The organism is uncultured Pseudophaeobacter sp. (assembly GCA_905479575.1).
In the GTDB taxonomy this organism is placed as follows: Bacteria; Pseudomonadota; Alphaproteobacteria; order Rhodobacterales; family Rhodobacteraceae; genus Pseudophaeobacter.
In genome coordinates this window covers 39,802-60,837 of record CAJQNB010000059.1, presented here as the reverse complement: position 1 = coordinate 60,837, position 21,036 = coordinate 39,802, and the positions used below count along the sequence as shown (strand labels likewise).

Here is a 21,036-nt window from a genome sequence, read left to right as displayed (position 1 = left end):
GGCAAATGACAATGGCAGATATCACCGTCCGGGGCGCAGGCATCTTTGGGCTGTCCATCGCCTGGGCCTGCGCCCAGCGCGGCGCCCGGGTACAGGTGATCGACCCTCACGGCGCCGGGGCGGGCTCCAGTGGCGGCCTCGTTGGCGCCCTGGCGCCCCATGTGCCGGAAAACTGGAACCCCAAAAAGCAGTTCCAACTCGACAGCCTGCTGATGGCGCAAACCTTCTGGGCAGAGGTCGAAGCCGCCGGAGGGGTCACCGCTGGCTATGGTCGCACCGGACGCCTGCAGCCGCTGCAGGACGCCCGCGCAGTTGAACTTGCCTACCAGCGCGAAGACACCGCCCGCAACCTCTGGCAAGGTCAGGCCCGGTGGCAAGTCCGTCCAGCCTCTGACCTTGGTACCTGGTGCCCACCCAGCGCCAGCGGACTGGTTGTCCAGGATACATTGAGCGGCCGCATGCACCCCCGCCGCGCCTGCGCCGCCCTGATGGCTGCCCTGGCCAGTAAGGGCGTGACCATCACAGAGGATGGCCCCGATACCGGCCTGGTGCTGCACGCCAAGGGCTACGCTGGCCTGCTAGAGCTCAACGACAGCTTTGCGAAACCCATGGGCAATGGGGTAAAAGGCCAGGCCGCGCTGCTGCACTATGACGCCGGCGAGGTGCCACAGCTCTATGCCGATGGTCTGCATATTATCCCCCATGCCGACGGCACCGTCGCCATCGGTTCCACCAGCGAACGCAGCTTTGAGCACCCAAACGACACAGACGCTCAGCTCGACGATGTCATCGCCCGCGCCACTGCAGCGGTGCCTGTGCTGCAACAGGCCGAAGTCATAGAACGCTGGGCAGGGGTTCGGCCCCGCGCCAAAAGCCGCGCGCCAATGCTGGGTGCCTGGCCCCAGCGCCCAGAACACTACATCGCCAATGGCGGCTTCAAAATTGGGTTTGGCATGGCCCCCAAGGTCTCTCAGGTCATGGCAGACCTGCTGCTGGACGGCAAAGACCACATTCCCCCGGGTTTTCGGGTCGAAGACAACCTTTGAACCAAATCTACAGACCTCCCCCGGCCCGGTTCTTTTGCCCTTTGGCGGGTCAAGGGCGGCGTCAGCCGCCGCGTGCCAGCGCGGTTTACCCTTGAGGCGGCACAGGGCCCTGTAAACTGGACCACGCGTCTTGAGAGGCAGACCTGCCGCTCAAGCGCTTCCCCAGCAGCCCTGTTGCGCCGCGCAGCGGCGCCGGGCCCAAGGCTTCTTTTGATGACCAGCCCTGCTGGTGTTCAAAAAGGCGCGGGAGCTCCCCCTTGTCTGACGTTCAAACCTTTGCCTGAGGCAGGGCTTGGGCCTGCATGCATTGTCGCCCATCTGGCGCGCGCACCCAAAGATCCTGCCCATTGCAACACAGGGTCGCCGCCTCAAAATGCATCAAAGGTGCGGTGGCACGAAAGGAAAACTCAGCCAGTGGTCCCATCAGCTCAACGGCCAGCAACATCAGCTGCTGCGCCAATAGCGGGCCATGCACCACCAGACCTGCATAGCCCTCAACTTCGCGGGCATAGTCCAGGTCATAATGGATGCGATGACCATTAAAGGTGAGCGCCGAATAGCGAAACAGCAGGGTCGAGTCGAACCGGACCTGTCGCGCCTCATCTTCATCTTCACGGGCCTGTGGCGGCACTGGTTTTGGCGCCTCAGGAGAGGGATCCTCGCGGTAGACAAGATCGTGCCACTCGCGCAAACATCGCTGTCCCTGCTGGTGAATGTCATGGCGCAGGGTGACAAACCCCAAAGGCCCGGTTCGCCCCATCTTGGTCTGCGAGCGCTCCACAACAGAGCGTTTTTCCGCCTCGATCCCAGCCTTGAGCGGGCGTTCAAACTGCAACCGGCCACCAGCCCACATGCGCCGCGGCAAACCAAGATCAGGGATCAACCCGGATGTGCTCAGCCCTGGGTGGCCATCTCGGCCCAGCTGCTCCGGCGGCACCGGTGTCCAGAAATAGAGTTGATGAAAAAACGGCGGCAGTTCTGTGCCTGCGACGATGCTTGGCTGCAATCCAAGCGCAACCTGCAGTGCCGCAGACCGCGCAGGGTCCATGACATCGAGACTACGGAGAATATTGCCGTCAGAGGGAGAAGCGGAAGCATTGAGATGTGTCATTGCGCAACCTTACGCCCTGCACCTTCCGTGGCAACCGCCCAATCACAGGCTCCAGCCGCGCGGCAGACCAGAATGCAAAAGAGGCCACATCAACATGTGGCCCCTCAGTGGTGCTAATCACACCCGCCCGATCTCTCTCTCATGGCCACATCAGGCGGTGGGAACAATCACGATCTCAACCCGGCGGTTCTGCGCTTTGCCCTCTGCGGTCAGATTGCTTGCCACAGGCTGAGATTCCCCGCGCCCATAAGTCTGCAGCCGGTTGTACGGCACCCCGCCCGCCTGCACCTGATCGGCAACGGTACTCGCCCGCTGCTCTGACAGGGTCTGATTGTAAGCCGCATCACCGTCACTGTCGGTATGGCCAATCACCTGAACCGTGCTGTTGGGATATCTCACCAGGCTCTGCGAAACTTGCCGCAGGTCGGATTCAACTGCTGGGGAGATTGCCGCGCTATCGGTTGCAAAGGTCAAATCATTTGGCAAGGAAAGGATCAAACGATCGCCGGTATTGACGATGGTGATGCCATTGTTGGACAGGCTCTGGCGCAGCTCAGCCTCTTGCTTGTCCAACTGGTTGCCAATGGCGCCCCCCAACAAGGCCCCCGCAGCAGCGCCAGCAACGACTGCCGCGCCTTTGTTGCTGGAATTTGACAGACCCGCCAGCCCAGCCCCAACAATTGCCCCGGCAATCAGGCCATTGCGCTCTTTTTCGCCCGGCTGACGCAGGGCATTGGTATCGGTACAGGCGGTCAGCCCAAGAAGCGCAGCCAACAGGCCCGCGCTGGAGATTTTCAAAACGGTCACTGGGTCACCTCATTCTCTGCTCGCCGATGCAAATCCTGCACCGCGTCCCCGTATATATCGACGCTGAGGAGAGCCGGCTCAAGCTCTTGCTTGCCCGTTTCGGCGAAATACTGCGCAAAACAGCCACCACCGCATAAATTCAGTGTACAGCACGCTGCCGGCTAGGCCTTTTCCGGCTCGCGCTCAGGCGTGTCAGCGCGGGCGGCCTCATAGGCCAGCATGGCGCGCTTCACGGGTTGCCCCCAATGATACCCCCCCAGCTCACCTGATTTCTTAAGCGCCCGGTGGCAGGGGATCAGCCAGCTGACCGGGTTGCGGCCAACAGCGGTGCCAACCGCTCTCACCGCCTTTGGTGCGCCGATGGACTTGGCGATTTTCGAATAGCTGGTGACATGCCCATCCGGAATTGACATCAGCGCCTCCCAGACCTTGATTTGCAACGGGGCGCCAATCAGATGCAGCGCGGTTTCCCCCTTTTGCGCAAAGGCTGCATCAACCAAAGGCCGCAATGCCATAGGATCCTCGACAAACCTTGCCTGTGGCCAGCGGCTGCGCATATCCGCCAGGGTTGGCTCGGCCCCTGTTTCAGCAGCAAAACCCAGGCCACAAATACCTTTCTGCGTGCCCATTACCAGCGCCAGCCCAAAGGGACTGTCAAACCAGCCCCAGAGAATGTCCAAGCCAGCGCCTTTGCGGGCATATTCACCGGGGCTCATCGCCTCCCACCGCACAAAGAGATCATGCAGCCTGCCGGAGCCGGACAGGCCCACTGCATGTGCGGTTTCCAGCGTGGAAAACCGATCCCGCAGCAGGGTCTTTGCATGTCCAAGCCGCAGATACTGCTGATATCGCTTGGGGGAGACCCCAACCCAGGCGGAAAACAAGCGCTGAAAATGTGCCGGGCTCATATCCATGCGTTTTGCCAGCTCTTCCAGCGACAGATTATCGCCGCCCGCATCAATCAGGTCGATGGCGCGGCGCATGACGCCATAGTGGTAGCCTTGCTCGCTTGCCTGTATGTTCATGCCGCGCCCTTTTCGTCTCTGCCTGCTCTGATCATACTGCCATCGGCCCCCGCCCAGCGACCCGAAACTTGCGAAAATGTCCACAGCTGCAAGCCGCGCGGCGATGATCCGGCCAGAGAGGCGCTGCTGTGGCCAAAGAACAAGCAGGAAAGCCCTTGTAAACCGCGCCGACGCTTTGGCATTGCAGGATGTTGGCCAAAACGGCGATAAGGCCGGTTATGGCAAAGCAACTCGATTATCATACAATTCGCGAAATCTTCTCGCGCTTTCAGGCAGCGGAACCAGAGCCCAAGGGCGAACTGGAGCATGTCAATGTCTACACGCTGGTGGTGGCTGTGGCCCTGTCGGCACAGGCGACCGATGCAGGCGTGAACAAAGCCACCCGCGCGCTGTTCAAAATCGCGGATACGCCGCAAAAGATGCTGGATCTCGGCCTTGAAGGCGTCACCGAACATATCAAGACCATCGGCCTGTTTCGCCAGAAGGCCAAGAATGTCATCAAGCTCAGCCAGATTTTGGTGGATGACTATGACGGCGAAGTGCCAAACTCCCGCGCGGCGCTGCAATCGCTGCCCGGAGTAGGTCGCAAAACCGCCAATGTGGTTTTGAACATGTGGTGGCATCAGCCTGCACAGGCGGTCGACACCCATATTTTTCGCGTTGGCAACCGTTCGGGCATAGCCCCAGGTAAGGATGTCGATGCAGTAGAGCGCGCCGTTGAAGATAATATTCCCGCTGATTTTCAGCAACATGCACATCATTGGCTGATCCTGCACGGACGCTACCACTGCAAGGCGCGCAAGCCGCTGTGTGGCACCTGCCTGATCCGCGATCTCTGTCAATATGAGGACAAGAACCTATGAAAACCTACCAAATCGTTGGCATCGGCAATGCGGTTGTCGACGTAATTTCGCAAAGCGATGACAGCTTTCTGGCCCATATGGGAATCGAAAAAGGCATCATGCAACTGATCGAACGGGATCGTGGCGAAGTGCTGTATGGTGCCATGGAAAACCGGGTGCAAACCCCCGGTGGATCGGTCGCCAATACCATCGCTGGCGCCGGGGCTCTGGGTCTGGACGCCGCCTTTATCGGGCGGGTGCATGACGATGCGTTGGGGCATTTTTATGCCAATGCCATGAACGAAGACGGCGTTGATTTTGTAAACCCACCCGTTGCGGGTGGCGAGTTGCCGACCTCGCGGTCGATGATCTTTGTATCGCCGGATGGCGAACGCTCGATGAACACCTATCTTGGTATCTCCTCCGAGCTGAGCAGCGCCGATGTGCCAAACGCCGTGGCCGGCAGCGCCCAAATCATGTTCCTGGAAGGCTATCTGTTTGACAAGGACAAGGGCAAGTCAGCCTTCATGGAAGCCGCGCGGGACTGCCGCAAGGGCGGTGGCAAATCTGGTATCGCCATCTCGGATCCCTTCTGTGTCGAACGGCACCGGGCAGATTTTCTGTCCTTGATCGAACATGATCTGGATTTTGTGATCGGCAACGAGGACGAGATCAAATCGCTGTTTGAGACCGATGACCTGGAAGTGGGCCTGGCCAACACCGCAGCGATTTGCCCGCTGGTGGTCTGCACCCGCTCTGGCGATGGCGTCACCGTGATCAGCGGTAACATCCGGCTGGACGTGCCCGTCACCAGGGTGGTGCCGGTAGATGCAACCGGGGCCGGCGATCAGTTTGCCGCCGGCTTCCTGTTTGGTCTTGCCACCGGCCGTGATCTGGAAACATGTGCCAAGATTGGCAACATCTGCGCGGCTGAGGTCATTAGCCATATCGGTCCACGCCCCGAGAGCAATATGCTGGAGCTGATCCGCGAGGCTGGCCTGCTGTAAGCACAGCGCCTGGTTTCAATCACAAAGCGGGCTCTCCCGCCCGTCGCCCCTCTCGCCTCCGGCGGGAGGGCTCCCGTTGGGCCCAGCGCGGGGAGGCTTTGCCACCCCGCGCTCCGGCGCTCTTTTCTACCAGTGTTCTGGCACATGTGGCTAAGCCAAGCGCCCCTAGCCTGATGATTTTTCAACCGCTGCCTGTGCCCGCGACAACAGGGTCTTGAGAGCAGTGCGCTCTTGCTTGGGCATCGGGGCAAGCAGGCGTTCCTGCGTTGCGACATGATCTTCCACCACCCGGTCAATCAAAGCCAGACCATCGGCGCTGAGTTCGATCAGAAAGCTGCGGCTGTCGTCAGGATTGATCAGACGCAGCACCAGGCCCTCTGCTTCGAGACGGGAAATCCGGTTGGTCATAGTGCCAGAGGCCACCATGGTTGCTTTGAGCAAGTCCCCCGGTGACAGCCGATAGGGCGCGCCAGAGCGGCGCAGAGTTGCCAGCACGTCGAATTTTGCAGCATTCAAACCGTAGCGGGAGAACGTGACCTGCATCGCTTCCTGATAAGCAAGATAAAGCCGGGCCACCCGGCCAATGACCCCCATGGCGCTGACATCCAGATCGGGCCGTTCACGCGCCCATTGGTCAGTGATAAAGTCTACATGATCCATGCACATAGCCTGTTCAAAATTTATCTTGATGTCAAGACAAACCTAATTATCTTGACATCAAGATAAAAGTCAGGAGACTCAAGATATGGCCCGTTTGGATCTATTTCTCACCGCGCTTGCCCCGACCATCTGGGGCAGCAGCTATATTGTTACTACCAGCCTGCTACCGGGGCAATCGCCGCTTCTGGTGGCGCTATTGCGCGCCCTGCCCGCTGGGCTGATCCTGCTGCTGATCGTCCGCCAATTGCCGCCGATTGCCTGGATTCCAAAGCTATTGGTGCTGGCGACGCTCAACTTTTCGCTGTTTTGGACCCTGCTTTTTGTCGCTGCATACCGGCTCCCTGGTGGCGTCGCGGCAACGCTGGGCGCGGCGCAGCCGCTGTTGGTGGTGTTTTTCTCAGCCTATGCGCTGCAAACGCCCATCCGCCCCACCGCGCTGCTGGCTGCGGCGCTTAGTATTCTTGGTGTGGCACTGCTGGTGCTGACCCCAGCGGCCGCCCTTGATTTCTGGGGTGTTATGGCTGGCTTGGGCGGCGCCGCTTCCATGGCCGCAGGCGTGGTTTTGACACGCAAATGGCAACCACCAGTCCCCCCACTCACCTTCACCGCCTGGCAATTGACCGCCGGTGGATTGCTGCTGATCCCCTTTGCGGCCCCAAGCCTGGCCGACATCCCCCTACTGACAGGCAACAACCTCATTGGCCTGGCCTACATGAGCCTGATCGGTGGCGCCCTGACCTATATTCTGTGGTTTCGCGGCTTGGCCCGGATCGAGCCTGCCAAAGTCTCGCTTTTGGGGGTTTTAAGCCCGCTCTCAGCCGTGTTTTTGGGATGGACCTTGCTGGGCGAGAGCCTGACCCCGATGCAAATTTCGGGCGCTGCCCTGGCCCTGTTCAGTCTCTGGTTGGGGCAATCTAACCTGGGCTTTCGCCACCCCAAAGCAAAGCTCCCCTCGTAGGTTACAAAACCCAGGGGCCGGGCCAGGCCCCAAGGGATCTCGGCATGGGCAGGAAAACTCAGTTCTCGCTCACTGAAACGCGGCTCGAAACAGCCTACCCAGGCCGCCCCTTCCCCCCGCATGCCCTGAACTCAGAAATGGGCAGAAAATTCAACCACCACGCGGGCGTAAACCTCACGCTTGAAGGGGACAATCTTTTCCACCAGCTGGTCCACCGGCTGCCAGCACCAGTCCGAAAACTCAGGATGGTCAGTTTCGATATTGATCTGATCATCGCGGCCAAGAAACCGCATCAGGTACCATTTCTGTTCCTGACCGCGATATTTTCCGCCCCAGAACTTTGGCACCACGTCATGCGGCAGGTCATAGGGCAGCCATCCGTCACTTTCGGCAATGACCTCTACCAGATCCTGGGTCACGCCGGTTTCTTCTTCCAGCTCACGTAGGGCTGCCAAACGGGCGTCCTCGCCGCGGTCGATCCCCCCCTGCGGCATTTGCCAGGCATCCTGAAACCGGTCCTTGCGCTGTGCCACAAAGACATGGTTGGCCCGGTTTACCAACATGATGCCCACATTGGGGCGATAGGGCAGCTTTGCAATTTCTTCGGGCGTCATTTTAGTCTCCTTGGGCCACTGGGGCAGATGCAGACAAAGGCCGCAGCGCGGCAATATCGGCGCTGTGGCTCTGCTGTTTCTCCTTAGACCCGGTGTCGTCAGGGCAGGCAAGGGGATGACGCCGCGTTGAGGCGTGACAAGCCCGTCTGCGCAGGGCATTTTTGTCGACAACGACAAGGGAGAGTGTCATGACTGCGTACCCAAATCTTCTGGCGCCGCTGGATCTCGGATTTACCACATTGAAAAACCGGGTGCTGATGGGCTCGATGCACACTGGTCTGGAAGAAACCAAAGACTGGAATCGGGTTGCGGAGTTCTATGCCGAACGGGCGCGCGGCAATGTTGGCCTGATGGTCACCGGCGGCATTGGCCCCAATCTCGAAGGCTCAGTACTGCCTGGGGCGTCGATGATGACCACGGATGAAGAGGTCGCCAGCCATTCCATTGTCACCAAGCGCGTGCATGAGGCCGGTGGCAAGATCGCCATGCAGATCCTACATGCGGGCCGCTATTCCTACGGCCCCAAATGCGTCGCCCCCAGCCCGGTAAAATCGCCGATTTCCCCCTTCCCGCCCAATGAGCTGGACGAAGAAGGCATCGAGAAGCAGATCGCGGATATCGTCAATGCTGCCGTATTGGCCCAGAAAGCGGGCTATGACGGGGTGGAGATCATGGGCTCTGAGGGCTATTTCCTCAACCAGTTCCTGGTCACCCATACAAACAAGCGCACCGACCGCTGGGGCGGATCCTATGAAAACCGCATGCGCCTGCCCATCGAAGTGGTCCGCCGCACCCGCGAAGCCGTGGGCCGTGATTTCATCATCATCTATCGCCTGTCGATGATCGATCTGGTGCCCAATGGCTCGACCCATGATGAGGTGGTGCAGTTGGCGCAAGAGGTCGAAAAGGCCGGCGCCACCATCATCAATACCGGCATCGGCTGGCACGAGGCCCGCATTCCCACAATCGCCACCTCGGTCCCGCGCGCGGCCTTTGCCTGGGTCACCAAGAAACTGATGGGCAAGGTCTCGATCCCGGTGATCACCTCAAACCGGATCAACACGCCGGAAGTGGGCGAAGAGGTGCTGGCCACGGGCTGTGCCGATATGGTGTCGATGGCGCGACCGATGTTGGCAGATGCGCATTTTGTCGCCAAGGCCGAAGCCGGTAAGGGTGCACAGATTGCCCCCTGCATCGGCTGCAATCAGGCCTGCCTGGATCACACCTTTGGCGGCAAGCTGACCTCTTGTCTGGTCAACCCCATGGCCTGCCATGAGACCGAGCTGGTCCTGGGCACGGCGGATGTGCTCAAATCCGTGGCGATTGTGGGTGCGGGTCCCGCAGGTCTATCGACCGCTCTGGCTGCGGCGCAGCGGGGCCATAAGGTCACCGTCTTTGACAGGTCGGATGAGATCGGTGGCCAGCTCAACATGGCGAAACAGGTGCCCGGCAAGGAAGAGTTCTGGGGCCTTGTCGATTGGTATCGCACCATGGTTGCCGAGGCCGGGATCACTCTGGAACTGGGGCGCGAGGCCTCTGCAGAGGATCTCACCACCTATGACGAGGTGATCATTGCCACCGGGGTCATGCCCCGCGATCCCGGCATTCCCGGTCAGGACCGCCCCGAGGTGCTGAGCTATATCGACGTGCTGCGCCACAAGAAACCCGTCGGCAAGACGGTTGCGGTTATCGGCGCCGGCGGCATTGGCTTTGATGTCAGCGAATACCTGCTGCACGAGGGCAAAAGCCCAACGGAAGACCTGCCTCTCTGGATGAAGGAATGGGGGGTCACCGACCCGGCCGAGCACCGCTCCGGTCTTGCCCCCGAGGGGCCACAACCCGAAGCTCCGGCCCGTGAAGTCACACTGTTGCAACGCAAAAAACAGGCCCATGGCAAAGGCCTAGGCAAGACCACTGGCTGGATCCACCGGGCCACGCTCAAGATGAAGGGCGTGAACTTTGTTGGCGGCGTGAACTATGAACGCATCGACGACGAGGGGCTGCATGTCAGCTTTGGCGAGGCGCGTGAGACCCCCACCGTTATCGCAGCGGATAGCTTTGTGCTTTGCGCCGGGCAGGTCTCGGACCGCAGTCTCGCGGAGGCGCTCGCGGCTAAAGGCGTGCCCTGCCATGTCATCGGGGGTGCCGATGTTGCCGCAGAACTGGATGCAAAGCGCGCGATCAACCAGGGAACCACGCTTGCTGCCACACTCTAGGCACTGAAGGTTACGGCCAAATCCTCCCGCGCCCACAGATGTCCTGGCAAAGCCAGGCCACCATCCCGTGCGACCTTGGGGTAGCGCCGCGCGCATTGCGCGCGGCGCTACCCCCAACGGGAGGCGGCTTTGGCAAAAGCCAACGACGGGCGGGAGCCCCCCCTGTCTGAGGCGTCAAATCGATTTGTTTGCTACCTGGCTATCCTCGGGGGCCTCTTGACGGTCCCGCATGCCATAGTCGCGCTGAACCTCTGCCACTTTCAGCCGATAGTCCGCAAAAATCCCATCCCGTCCTTTGCTTTGGGCTGTGCGATGCTGTGTCAACTGCCGCCACTGCTGCACCGCCTGTTCATCGCGAAAGAAGGAAAGAGACAGCAGCTTGTTCGGCTGGCTGAGGCTTTGGAACCGCTCCACCGAAATAAAGCCGTCAATCTGCTCCAGCAGTGGCTTCAGCTCTGCCGCCACCTCAAGATAGCTTGGCTTTTGCCCCTCGGCGATCTGCACTTCAAAAATCACGGCTATCACTTGCGCGCTCCTGTGGTGGGGACATCTGGTGTTGAGGCCAGCTTGAGGAAGCTGCGCTCCTCCCGCAAGATAAACCGCTCCCGCTGGGCAAAGGCATAGTTCTCCTGCCCCAGCGGATCAGCGGCCAGCCGGGCCCGATAGCGCTCATAGCTGGCAAGGTCGGCAATGTTATAGATCCCATAGGCCTGGGTCGCAGATCCTTCATGCGGGGCAAAATAACCAATCAAGTCGGCGCCATTGCGGGGAATGGCCTCCCCCCAATTGCGCGCGTACTGGCGGAAGGCCTCGGTTTTTGTTGGGTCGATCTGGTAGCGGATAATACATGTAAGCATGGCAGGTTTCCTGTTCTTGGGATCCCAAGCCTAGCCAATTCCACAGCATAAAGGCTTCGCTCTGGAGCGAAGCCTTTATGCTGTGGAATCCTGTCCCCTGGTGAAACCGGGTTATCAGGCCACGTCTTGCTGCGCATCACCAGAGCCGGCAAACCTTTGCAGCAGGTTTGACAACCGCGATGCTTCGTCTTTCATCTTCTGGCTGGCGCTGTTGGTTTCTTGCACCATGGCAGCATTCTCCTGGGTGACCTTGTCCAGCTGGGAGACACCAATGTTGATCTCGCGCAGGCCAGAGGCCTGTTCGGTCGCTGAAGCGGCAATCGAAGAGACACGTTCAGAAACGCTCGTTACGCTTTCAACAATCTGCGCCAAAGTCTCGCTGGTGGCCTGCACCAGGCGCTCGCCATCTTCGACCTGTTTTGAACTATTTGTCACCAGCCCCTTGATGTCATTGGCCGATTTGGCTGCCAGATGGGCAAGGCTACGCACCTCCGAAGCCACAACCGCAAATCCACGACCGGCCTCACCGGCGCGGGCTGCTTCTACCCCCGCATTCAGGGCCAAAAGACTGGTCTGAAAGGCGATGTCATCAATCACCGTAATGATTTTGCTGATGTTTTCAGAAGACTCCGCAATGGAGGTCATCGCCTGCATCGCCTCCTGCATAACACCGCCGCCCTGTTCCGCCCGTCTGCGGCCCTCGGCAGCTTGTTCATCCGCCGCCTGCGCTTGTTCCGCTGCGGATTGCACACTCGCTGACAATTGTTCCAATGCTGCGGCAGATTCTTCCAGTGTTGCAGCCTGGGTTTCCGCTCGACGGGACATTTCATCGGACATCGTGGACAGCCCCTGCGCATTCTGGCCCACCGCGCTCGAACTCACGCTGAGCTCTTGCACCAGTTCTCCCAAGGCGCCCGCGAGATCATTAAAGTCGATGCAGAGCATTTCATAGCTCTCGCCGAGGTCGGTCCAGTCCCCCGCAGGAATCCGCTGGTTCATATCGCCAGATTTCAGATCCGCCATGGAGGCGCTGAGAACATGGAACAATTCAACCCTGCGTTCATTTTCCTGCTGGTTTTTCAGCTCAATTGATTTGGCCTGGTCCAACCGTTGCCGCAGATCCGCAAGGTTGCGGGCAATGGCCCCGACCTCATCCCGGCGATGGGTATCTTCAATCTCGCTTTGGTAGTCGTCTTCCACCAATCTATTCACAGAACGCGCTGCAGCAACAATTGGCCGGCTCAGAAGCTGGCCAAACACCAACGCCATGACCAGTGCGCCCACCATTGCCGCAATGTTAGTGCCCAGCTGCACAATCTCGCTGCGCGCAATCAGACTGGTAATTTGATCCTCAACCGCCTGTTTTCGCGCGCCCATGATGTCCTGCATGGAATTAACCGAATCACGAAGATGGGCAATCGCGGGAACAACTTGATCATAGGCAAAAGCCCGGCGGTCTGCACCCGCTTCGGTCTTTTCAAGTGCAGCAAGCATAGCGGTGAAGCCATCGACAGTTGGCGTCAGAGCGATGACAGATTCATAAACATCGTTTTGAACAGCATTTGCAGAAGAGACCTTAACAAAGCGATCCTCGGCACCCGCAATTTCTGTGGCGACCTCGTCTATGTTGCCGCGCAGCCCCGTTATTCCTTCGTTGTCGCCACCAGTATAGGCCAATAGATCCGCCAAACCCTGTTCGATATCTTCTTTCATATCATCCAGGCTCTTCAGCTGTGCCACAACCAAGCGCGATTGATAGATGCTTTCTGTCAATCGATTGCTGACGAGCCAGGAGATTCCAGCGACCAGCGCCAGCATCGCAACAAAAGCGCCCCCTAAAATAAATACCTGCGTACGCAGTGAAAAACGATGCATGAGTTATCAGCCTTTACAAACATTATACGTTCTGGCTCCCAGTTATATTCAAAAGTAGTGTACATCCCGTTATCTTGGTCCAAGGAAGCCTATAGGCTGGGCAAAGGGGGCAAAATCTCATGGACCTCTTTGCACCCTCTTTCATAGAGTGCGCCTTGCGCAGCGCATGTTTTTGACCTTGGACTTTGGCGCACCTCTTCTTCTGGAGCTCAGCCTGCTTGCTCAACTGCCGCTGCTGCTGGCCCCATCCCTGCGGCTGCCGGTAGCTGGTCTGTTTTTCTGAACGAAACGGTCAAAATCGCCACATTGTGCGACCGTTTCCAGGGCCTGAACGGTTTTGGGAAAACCCTGCAATTATCCCACCATTGCCCCGTTCTTGCCCGAATTCGACACCAAACACAGGTTGAGCAAACGAAACAAAAGGACCCTGCGAATGGATCGACTGACCGAAATGGAGGCCTTTGCCAATGTCGTGGACCAGGGCGGGTTCACCGACGCGGCAAAGAAGATGGGGATTTCAAAATCCGCCGTATCTAAACATGTATCCAGCCTGGAGACCCGCCTCGGCGCTCGGCTGCTGAACCGCACAACGCGCCGCGTGTCGCCGACAGAAATCGGCCTCGCCTATTATGACCGCGCCAGACGCGTGCTGAACGATGCCGGCGAAGCTGACGCGCTTGTCTCCTCCATGCAATCCGCGCCTTCGGGGCTGCTCAGGATTTCGGTGGCGACGGATTTTGGCGTCAACCATCTGTCACCGGTGCTGTCGGATTTCCTACGTGATTTTCCCGATATCACTGTCAACATGGTTCTGAACAACCGCTATGTGGAGCTGATTTCAGAAGGTTTTGACATGGCTCTGCGCATTGGCGAACTGGAAGACAGCTCGCTCAAGGCCCGCAAGCTCACCGAGACCACCAAACGGATGATCGCCTCACCGGGCTATCTGGAACAATTTGGCCGACCGCAAAAAATCGACGATCTGAACACCCACAAGCTTTTGCACTATTCCAACCAGTCCAGCGGCAATGTCTGGAAGATCACCGCCCCCTCTGGTGAAAAGCGCCAGGTGCGCACCACGGGCTGGCTGTCGGTGAACGATGGGCAATCCCTGCTCAATGCTGCGATCTCGGGTCTGGGCATCGCCTATCTGCCCAGCTATCTCTACTCTGAAGCGATGGCAGAGGGGCTGGTCGAAGACGTCATGCCAAACCTGCCCGTAGAGACCCAGGGCATCTATGCGGTCTATCCTCCGGGCAAGTTCACCCAGCCCAAGGTCCGTGCCTTTATCGACTTTCTGGCCCATTCTTTTGCCGGCAAAGATAGCGAAGAGTGGCAACAGTCTGCCTGATTGGCGGCACAGCCCCATGACTCCTCTCTTTTCAAAGCTGCTCCTGCTCAGGCGGGGGCAGTTTTCTGCTGCGCCACCCGCAGAAAGGACAGCGCTTTCCTCGGTTTGGCGCCCGGAGTCCTGACCCTAGATTATCTGGAGAGCAGAACCACCTCCACCCGGCGATTTTTCTCGCGCCCAGCGGCCGTAAGATTACTGGCAATCGGCGCCATATAGCTGGCTCCGGCAACCTCGATACGCCCGTCAGAAACACCATAGGTCTGCACCAGTGTTTCCTTGACCACCGAGGCCCGCCGCAGTGAAAGGGACTTGTTGTCCTCAAGCCCGCCAACGCTGTCAGTGTGTCCAACAACCAGAATCTGAGCCTGGGGCTGCTCTTCCAAAAAGCCTGCGAGCTGCTCCAGACTGGCAATAGCGTCCTGGCTCAGTGCTTCCCCTCCGGTGCCAAACACCACTCCGGCAAGCACGACATGGCCCTGTTGTTCGAGCAGGCTTGCCAGCCCCAAAGCGGTTTGTGTTTGAGCTTGTAACGGAAGGGCGGAGGCGGGTGTTTCTGCTGGCACAAGAGCCAAAGGCGCCTGTTTTTCCGGTGAGACCTCGATCAGCTGAATGTAGGTTACTGTTCCGCTTCGTGACACCAATAACGAAACCACCTGCCTGGCCGCAGCAGGCTCAGCTGTTGCCTGCCCCGCCGTGGCCAGATCCGCCGTCGCCGCCACGGTCTGTTTCTGCGCCGCCAGAAAGTGGTAATCCGACAGGCTGACAACCATGTCGGGTGCGGGGACGACTTCGATGCCAAAGCGAAAATCAAAGCCACCGCATTGGCGGGTTTCGCATTGGAACAGGATTTCATAGCCCTGTTCTACCAGCTGGCTGCGCAGCACATCCAAAACCTGCAAAACAGTTGTATCGCCTTGCAGATGCCAGGTTCGCCGCAGGATATGGCCTTCTTGCAGGCGCAGGGGGATACCCGCCGCGCTAAAGGCGCCAACCGGTAGCGCATAGGTGCCCAACGCGGTTTCCCGCTCGGAGCGGGCTGTGGCGCCCGCAGGCAGCTGCAAGGCCGCCTCCCCCCCTGATTGAGCCGGAGCCGCAACAGCGGAGAAAGCCAGGGTCAGACAGCTGCCAAGAGCCAGAACAGCAGGGCTAAGCCTCATCTGGTCTGCCTCACCGGAACTGCGCGTGGTATTCGTCGTTTGGCACCATGCCAGTGGCCGAGGCAACACGGTTGGACATGTTGTAAAACGCGGTAACATTGGCAATGTCCCAGATATCGCGATCGCTAAAGCCAACCTGGCGCAGCATTTCGCGATCGGCCTCTTCGATCTCGGTGCTGGCCTTGGTGACCTTGACCGCAAAATCCAGCATGGCCCGTTGGCGCGCATCCAACGGGGCAACCCGGTAATTCATCACCAGCATCTCGCCCAGTTTTGGATCGCCCGAAAGCTGGCGAACCGCAGCGCCATGGGCCGCAAGACAATAAAAGCAGCCGTTGACCGCCGAAACCGCCACCGCGATCATCTCGCGTTCCAGTTTGCTCAGGCCGCTGTCGCCTAGCATCAGCTCATTGTAGAGCGCACTAAAGGTGTTAAGTTTATTCTCATCAAACGCATGGGCGCGCAGCACGTTAGGCACCATGCCCAGCTTGTCCTGGCAGATGCCGAAATACTTCTGCATGCCCGCAGGCAGCGGGTCCAAAGGCGGCAGATCCAGGGCGGTTGGCGCTGTTTGATCGGTCATGGTGAATTAAGCTCCTGAAGGTAAATGTCGGTAATGGTATTGTCCGCAATTGGTCATGCCCAATGAGGCATAAAGTCCGTTGGCTCCGGCGTTTTTCTTGGTGCAAAGCACTGCCAGCTCGCACGCGCCATTTTCAGCCGCCCACAAGGCGGCCTGACGCATCATCCAAACCCCCATGCCACGGCGGCGTTGGTGCGGCAGGATCTCCAGCGCATGCACCATGGCCACGCCATCATGCACCGCCACAAAACCTGCCCCAGCTGGTTTATCATCGTTGCGCGCCAACAGGGCCGCCTTGGGATCAGCAGCCCGGTCCATGATCGTCTGACGTTCCGGGCCAATGCCCCCAGCGATCCAGATTTCACGCTGGATTTCTAGCGGCGACCACAGGGCAAAGGTAGTGACACGGGGGATCTCTTGGTCTGTCAGCTGTTCAATCGGACAAAGCCACAGATTGACCGGGTCTTTCACCAGATAGCCGCGCGCGGCCAGCTGTGCATCCAGCTCGTCCTGGCCATCGCGAACCATAAAGAGGCAATCTTGCCCCATGGCGCGCATCGCCTGTTCGGCGGCCTCGATCTCAGCCTCCGAGGCGGGACCCTCAACGCTGGCGGCCGAAACGCGGCTGCCGCCGCCCTGTCCCTCGCGCAGAGTGACAGGCCCAAGTCTGCGTTTTCCAGCCGCAGGCCAGGTGGCCTCAACCACATCATAATACTTTGGATCTGTCAGCGTGGCGCCCATGCTCATAGCCCCATCTCCTGTGCCAACTCCCGCATTGCCGCGTCAACCCCGGGGCCATTGTGGCCACGGATCACCACATTGGCCCCGTAGGCGCCGTTGTGCTGAAACGGATAGCACCCGATCGACAAATCCCCGTGCCGCGCGGCCAGATCCGACAGGAAAGCCGCGATATCGCCTTCGCCGCGCATCACCCGCAGGCTTTGCGATAGCAAGGGCTCGCCGCCGGTCAGCCCCGGCAGAACGCTAGCCACCATGGCCTGAAAAACCGTTGGCACCCCAGCCATTACATGCACATTGCCTAAGCTGAATCCCGGCGCCGAAGACACCGGATTGTCGATCAAGGTCGCGCCGTCGGGGATTCGCGCCATGCGCAGGCGCGCCGCGTTCAGCTCTTGCCCCGAATTGGCATAATGCGCCGCCAGAATGGCCCGGGCATCGTCGCGCACATCAAGATGGGCGCCAAAGGCCTCTGCGATGCAATCTGCAGTGATATCATCATGGGTCGGGCCAATGCCGCCACTGGTAAAGACATGGTCAAACCTTTTGCTCAGCGCTTGCACGGCGGCAATAATAACCGGTGCATCATCGCTGATCACCCGCACTTCCTTCAGGTCGATGCCATGTTTGGTCAGCTCACCTGCCAGAAAATGCGTATTGGTGTCCTGGGTCCGTCCTGACAGGATTTCATCACCGATGACCAACATTGCGGCACTTGGGTTGGGCATCTTCTCTCTCCTATGATGACACTCTGCGCGATCTTTGCTGCAAGATAGCCACTCCTGCATCAAGGGCAAGCGGGCATCCCGTCTCAGGCAAGCTCTGACGCGCGGTTTCTGGCCAAGATTGGCACAAACACTTTCCTCACCATGGCTTTCTCAGACCTGCTGACGATTTCGCCCCCTGCGTGCGCCCCTTTTGCCCCATCCCAAACCTCTATGGGCACCGCCCAGCATCAAGGTATTGCGTGCAGGTCAGCCAATCCCACACTGCAATCGTTGTGCCAACCCATGGGGTGTTCTACTCAGAGGCTATGAAACTTCTCGCAATCTCTGGCAGTGGCCGCGCCACATCCACCAACACCGCTTTGCTCAAATCTGTGTCTGAAATCGCAGGTTCTGATCATCGCGTAACGGTTTTCGCAGGCGTCGCTGATTTGCCGGTCTTCTCTCCTGACGCAGAACAGGATCCCTTGCCGCTGCCGGTTCGGAGTTTCATTGACCTGATCCGCGAAAATGATGCACTGATCATCTCAAGCCCCGAATACATAAGGGCAATTCCCGGTGGCTTGAAAAACGCGATTGATTGGCTGGTGTCCCGAGACGAGATTATTGGCAAGCCTATAGCCTTACTGCACGCCTCACACCGAGGGGATGACATGCTTGCTCAGTTGCGGCTGGTTTTGGCCACAGTCAGCGATGGGTTCACCCCAGAAGCCTTCGCCAGGTTTGACCTAATGAAACTGTCACCAGAGCAAATTCATCAGACCATGTTGGAGCCGCAGAACCGATCACAGGTGGTTGATTTTCTTGCACAGCTTACCCGTCAGGTCGCGCAGATCCGAGCCTAGAACTGGCCATTTGGCAAAATGGCCAGTCACACCCCAACGACAGGTGCCGCCACAGTTATCTCATGCGGGCTGATCTGAGTGCTGTAAACAAGCCGCTCAACGCCACAGATTTGCGCATGATCAAAGGCCCGCGCATAGGCCGGGTCGATATCATCAGCGAGCTGAAAGCGGTCGCAATCTGTGCGTTGCACAAGATAGAGCATCACCGCCCGGTGCCCTTGCTCTACCATACGGGCCAGTTCTTCCAGGTGTTTTGTGCCCCGTTTAGTCACACTATCGGGAAACTCCGCCACGCCCGGTTGCCGCATCAGCGTGACGCTCTTGACCTCGACATAGCAGGCCGGAAAACCGGGCTGAGTCAGAAGAAAATCAATGCGGCTGTTTTCACCATATTTCACTTCGGGCTGTACGGTTTTGTAGTCAGCCAGCTCGGTGATTTTCTGAGCCTCAAGGGCGGAACGCAAAACCCGGTTGGGAACCGCAGTATCAATGCCTGAGAAATGTCCGTTCCCATGCTCAACCAATCGCCAGCCGTATTTCAGCTTTTTGCGCGGATCATTGTTGGGCTCCAGCCAGATCCGCATGCCCGGCTCTGCCAGCCCGGTCATCGAACCGGGGTTGGGGCAGTGGGCGGTGATTTCCTGGCCATCTGGCAGCAGACAATCGGCCAAAAATCGCTTGTAGCGCCGGATCAAGGTGGCCGGGATGAGAGGCGTAGAAAATTTCATTTTATCTTCCTATCGCAGCCGCAAAGGGTGTCAAAGCAACATTCTCGATCAATCAGGACAATCTGCATCCGCGCCCACAGACAGGGATACGCGGTCGTTTTAGACGGCGTACTATATTGCGGACGCGGGGGCTGATCTAACGCAGATGCAATTCTGTGCAAAAGATCGCCCTGGGCCAAGGCTGCCAGCAGCCTGACCTGCACCAGCCCCCAGCCCCGGTTTTACAACGGCGGCTCTGGTTCTTTTAACCAAATCCCCTTACATAGTCCCCAAGAGACACGCCTACGGAGCCCAGCTTGATGAGATCGAAAGACGGCCGCACCACCAAAGACGGCATTCGCATTTACCAGGAAGCCGATTTTTCCGGCATGCATGTGGCCGGGAAGCTGGCCGCGCAGATTCTGGATGACATCGCACAGCATGTTTTTCCAGGGCAGACCACCGGAGAGATCGACCGGCTCATCACCAATATGGTCGAGGAGGCCGGGGCAAAATCTGCCACCATCGGCTACAAGGGCTATCAGCACGCCAGCTGCATTTCAGTAAACCACGTGGTCTGCCACGGTATCCCCAGTGACAAAAAGCTGAAAGATGGCGACATCCTCAATATCGACGTGACCGTCATCGTGGATGGCTGGTTTGGCGATACCTCGCGGATGTTTGTTGCGGGTAAACTGTCGCGCAAGGCCGAGCGCCTGATTCAGGTGACCCATGACAGCCTGATGAAAGGGATCGAGGTGGTGAAGCCCGGCAATACCTTTGGCGACATCGGTCATGCCATCCAATCCTATGCTGAAAGCCAACGGATGAGCGTGGTGCGCGATTTCTGCGGCCATGGTTTGGGGCTGGTGTTTCATGCGCCGCCCAATGTGTTGCACTATGGCCGCCCCGGTACCGGCCCAAAGCTGGAAGAGGGCATGTTCTTTACCATCGAGCCGATGATCAATCTGGGCCGCCCCGAGACCAAGATCCTCGCCGATGAATGGACCGCTGTCACCCGCGACAAATCCCTGTCGGCGCAGTTTGAACATTCCATTGGCGTCACCGCAGACGGGTTTGACATTTTCACCCTCTCCCCCGGCGGCAAGTTCCACCCGACCTACGGCTAGGACCTCCGCCCCGGCGCCCTGATATCAAAAGCCCCGACCCTCGGTTGGGGCTTTTCATTTGGGGAAAGGAGTTTGCTCAAAGCCCGATCAAGGCCGGGACATCAGACATATGGGAAAAGACCTCAGCACCCGCCGTCGCCAGATCCGCGCCACCGCCCTCGGGCGCAAAGCCAAGACACCGCATACCAGCCCGCGCCGCCGCCGTAGCCCCGGTGGCGCTGTCTTCGATCACCAGACAGTCGCGCGCCTGTATGCCAAAATGGCTGGCCGCCGCCAAAAAAAGCCCCGGATCCGGTTTTGCCACGCCCAGGGAATGGGCTGAAAACATCGCACTGGGGTGAAACCGCTGCCACAGCCCGTTCTGCCCCAGGGTGATGCGCATCTTGTCTTCGCTGCCATTGGACGCCACACAGCAGGGGATTTGATGCTGATCCAGGACCGCCAAAAGCGCCGTAACACCCGACGTCAGATCCACACCGGCCTTGAGCGCCGCATAGGTTTCCCCATAGATTTCATCAACCCAGCCCTCATGCAGGTCCGCCCCAAGCGCGATGGCTTTCTGCATCACCCCAGTCATAGTGCCACCGACAAACAGCTGCATCGAGCGTTCAAGGCTCAGCGCCAGCCCATGCCTGGACAAATTGTCGACCAGCGCCTGATTTGACACCCGTTCACTATCGACCAGTACCCCGTCGCAATCAAAAATAACCAGCTGTGGCGTTGGAAAGGTCGTAGGCATGTCATGAATTCCTGAGGCAAAGCCCCGGTATTCTGCCCCGCGC

22 protein-coding genes are annotated in these 21,036 nt (G+C 58.9%); 8 read left to right on the top strand and 14 right to left on the bottom strand.

Features of this window, described 5'->3' with window-relative positions:
- Nucleotides 1-5 precede the first annotated feature (5 nt).
- Entirely contained in the window at nucleotides 6-1,046 is a 1,041-nt protein-coding gene (locus tag QZ268_RS15005; RefSeq protein WP_295454284.1) for an FAD-binding oxidoreductase, read from the top strand.
- A gap of 268 nt (nucleotides 1,047-1,314) precedes the next feature.
- Here the strand turns inward: QZ268_RS15005 and QZ268_RS15000 are convergent, their stop codons facing one another.
- From QZ268_RS15000 to QZ268_RS14990, 3 genes are all read right to left on the bottom strand, one after another.
- Nucleotides 1,315-2,157, bottom strand: a complete 843-nt coding sequence (locus tag QZ268_RS15000; RefSeq protein WP_295454282.1) for an acyl dehydratase — start codon at nucleotides 2,155-2,157, stop codon at nucleotides 1,315-1,317.
- Nucleotides 2,158-2,307: 150 nt separating this feature from the next.
- Nucleotides 2,308-2,964, bottom strand: coding sequence for an OmpA family protein (locus QZ268_RS14995; RefSeq protein ID WP_295454280.1), 657 nt, complete (start codon nucleotides 2,962-2,964; stop codon nucleotides 2,308-2,310).
- A gap of 161 nt (nucleotides 2,965-3,125) precedes the next feature.
- On the bottom strand, nucleotides 3,126-3,989 hold the full coding sequence (locus tag QZ268_RS14990) for a bifunctional helix-turn-helix domain-containing protein/methylated-DNA--[protein]-cysteine S-methyltransferase (RefSeq protein WP_295454278.1): 864 nt from the start codon (nucleotides 3,987-3,989) through the stop codon (nucleotides 3,126-3,128).
- Between the two features lie 218 nt (nucleotides 3,990-4,207).
- On the opposite strand from QZ268_RS14990, the gene nth reads away from it, so the two are divergent.
- Together nth and QZ268_RS14980 are read left to right on the top strand one after the other, a co-directional pair.
- Entirely contained in the window at nucleotides 4,208-4,852 is a 645-nt protein-coding gene (gene nth / locus QZ268_RS14985) for an endonuclease III (protein ID WP_027241779.1), read from the top strand.
- Nucleotides 4,849-5,838: an adenosine kinase gene (locus QZ268_RS14980; protein WP_295454276.1), complete on the top strand. Its 990-nt coding sequence runs from the start codon at nucleotides 4,849-4,851 to the stop codon at nucleotides 5,836-5,838. The genes nth and QZ268_RS14980 overlap by 4 nt, the downstream gene beginning before the upstream one ends.
- Nucleotides 5,839-6,003: 165 nt before the next feature.
- Here the strand turns inward: QZ268_RS14980 and QZ268_RS14975 are convergent, their stop codons facing one another.
- On the bottom strand, nucleotides 6,004-6,498 hold the full coding sequence (locus tag QZ268_RS14975; protein WP_295454275.1) for a MarR family transcriptional regulator: 495 nt from the start codon (nucleotides 6,496-6,498) through the stop codon (nucleotides 6,004-6,006).
- Nucleotides 6,499-6,583: 85 nt separating this feature from the next.
- Between QZ268_RS14975 and QZ268_RS14970 the strand changes: the two genes are divergently transcribed.
- Nucleotides 6,584-7,456 carry an EamA family transporter gene (locus QZ268_RS14970; RefSeq protein WP_295454273.1) on the top strand — a complete coding sequence of 291 codons (873 nt, stop codon included), beginning with the start codon at nucleotides 6,584-6,586 and terminating at the stop codon, nucleotides 7,454-7,456.
- 131 nt (nucleotides 7,457-7,587) lie between these two features.
- Here QZ268_RS14970 and QZ268_RS14965 read toward each other — a convergent pair whose 3' ends face one another.
- Nucleotides 7,588-8,070 carry an RNA pyrophosphohydrolase gene (locus QZ268_RS14965; protein ID WP_295454271.1) on the bottom strand — a complete coding sequence of 161 codons (483 nt, stop codon included), beginning with the start codon at nucleotides 8,068-8,070 and terminating at the stop codon, nucleotides 7,588-7,590.
- A 188-nt stretch (nucleotides 8,071-8,258) separates the two neighbouring features.
- Here QZ268_RS14965 and QZ268_RS14960 point away from each other — a divergent pair, with 188 nt between their 5' ends.
- Nucleotides 8,259-10,286, top strand: coding sequence for an NADPH-dependent 2,4-dienoyl-CoA reductase (locus tag QZ268_RS14960; protein WP_295454269.1), 2,028 nt, complete (start codon nucleotides 8,259-8,261; stop codon nucleotides 10,284-10,286).
- A 174-nt stretch (nucleotides 10,287-10,460) separates the two neighbouring features.
- On the opposite strand, the gene QZ268_RS14955 is transcribed toward QZ268_RS14960, so the two are convergent.
- From QZ268_RS14955 to QZ268_RS14945, 3 genes are all read right to left on the bottom strand, one after another.
- On the bottom strand, nucleotides 10,461-10,811 hold the full coding sequence (locus QZ268_RS14955; protein WP_295454268.1) for an antibiotic biosynthesis monooxygenase: 351 nt from the start codon (nucleotides 10,809-10,811) through the stop codon (nucleotides 10,461-10,463).
- Nucleotides 10,808-11,143, bottom strand: a complete 336-nt coding sequence (locus QZ268_RS14950) for an NIPSNAP family protein (RefSeq protein WP_295454266.1) — start codon at nucleotides 11,141-11,143, stop codon at nucleotides 10,808-10,810. Before QZ268_RS14950 ends, QZ268_RS14955 begins: the two co-directional genes overlap by 4 nt.
- A 114-nt stretch (nucleotides 11,144-11,257) precedes the next feature.
- Nucleotides 11,258-13,018, bottom strand: a complete 1,761-nt coding sequence (locus QZ268_RS14945; protein ID WP_295454264.1) for a methyl-accepting chemotaxis protein — start codon at nucleotides 13,016-13,018, stop codon at nucleotides 11,258-11,260.
- A gap of 433 nt (nucleotides 13,019-13,451) precedes the next feature.
- On the opposite strand from QZ268_RS14945, the gene QZ268_RS14940 reads away from it, so the two are divergent.
- Entirely contained in the window at nucleotides 13,452-14,369 is a 918-nt protein-coding gene (locus tag QZ268_RS14940; protein WP_295454262.1) for a LysR family transcriptional regulator, read from the top strand.
- A gap of 131 nt (nucleotides 14,370-14,500) precedes the next feature.
- On the opposite strand, the gene QZ268_RS14935 is transcribed toward QZ268_RS14940, so the two are convergent.
- From QZ268_RS14935 to QZ268_RS14920, 4 genes are read right to left on the bottom strand one after another with little or no spacing between them, the layout of a single operon-like run.
- Complete coding sequence (locus tag QZ268_RS14935) at nucleotides 14,501-15,526, bottom strand: OmpA family protein (RefSeq protein WP_295454260.1); 1,026 nt, start codon at nucleotides 15,524-15,526, stop codon at nucleotides 14,501-14,503.
- A gap of 10 nt (nucleotides 15,527-15,536) precedes the next feature.
- Nucleotides 15,537-16,109, bottom strand: coding sequence for a peroxidase-related enzyme (locus tag QZ268_RS14930; protein ID WP_295454258.1), 573 nt, complete (start codon nucleotides 16,107-16,109; stop codon nucleotides 15,537-15,539).
- Nucleotides 16,110-16,115: 6 nt separating this feature from the next.
- Complete coding sequence (locus tag QZ268_RS14925; protein WP_295454256.1) at nucleotides 16,116-16,856, bottom strand: GNAT family N-acetyltransferase; 741 nt, start codon at nucleotides 16,854-16,856, stop codon at nucleotides 16,116-16,118.
- On the bottom strand, nucleotides 16,853-17,575 hold the full coding sequence (locus tag QZ268_RS14920) for a molybdopterin-binding protein (RefSeq protein ID WP_295454255.1): 723 nt from the start codon (nucleotides 17,573-17,575) through the stop codon (nucleotides 16,853-16,855). The genes QZ268_RS14925 and QZ268_RS14920 overlap by 4 nt, the downstream gene beginning before the upstream one ends.
- 305 nt (nucleotides 17,576-17,880) lie before the next feature.
- Here QZ268_RS14920 and QZ268_RS14915 point away from each other — a divergent pair, with 305 nt between their 5' ends.
- Nucleotides 17,881-18,417, top strand: coding sequence for an NADPH-dependent FMN reductase (locus QZ268_RS14915; protein WP_295454254.1), 537 nt, complete (start codon nucleotides 17,881-17,883; stop codon nucleotides 18,415-18,417).
- 26 nt (nucleotides 18,418-18,443) lie between these two features.
- On the opposite strand, the gene sfsA is transcribed toward QZ268_RS14915, so the two are convergent.
- Nucleotides 18,444-19,145 (bottom strand): DNA/RNA nuclease SfsA, encoded by a 702-nt coding sequence (gene sfsA / locus QZ268_RS14910; protein WP_295454252.1) that lies wholly within the window; start codon nucleotides 19,143-19,145, stop codon nucleotides 18,444-18,446.
- 299 nt (nucleotides 19,146-19,444) lie between these two features.
- On the opposite strand from sfsA, the gene map reads away from it, so the two are divergent.
- Complete coding sequence (map, locus tag QZ268_RS14905) at nucleotides 19,445-20,254, top strand: type I methionyl aminopeptidase (RefSeq protein ID WP_295454250.1); 810 nt, start codon at nucleotides 19,445-19,447, stop codon at nucleotides 20,252-20,254.
- Nucleotides 20,255-20,330: 76 nt separating this feature from the next.
- Here the strand turns inward: map and QZ268_RS14900 are convergent, their stop codons facing one another.
- Complete coding sequence (locus QZ268_RS14900; RefSeq protein ID WP_295454247.1) at nucleotides 20,331-20,993, bottom strand: HAD family phosphatase; 663 nt, start codon at nucleotides 20,991-20,993, stop codon at nucleotides 20,331-20,333.
- Nucleotides 20,994-21,036: the final 43 nt, after the last annotated feature.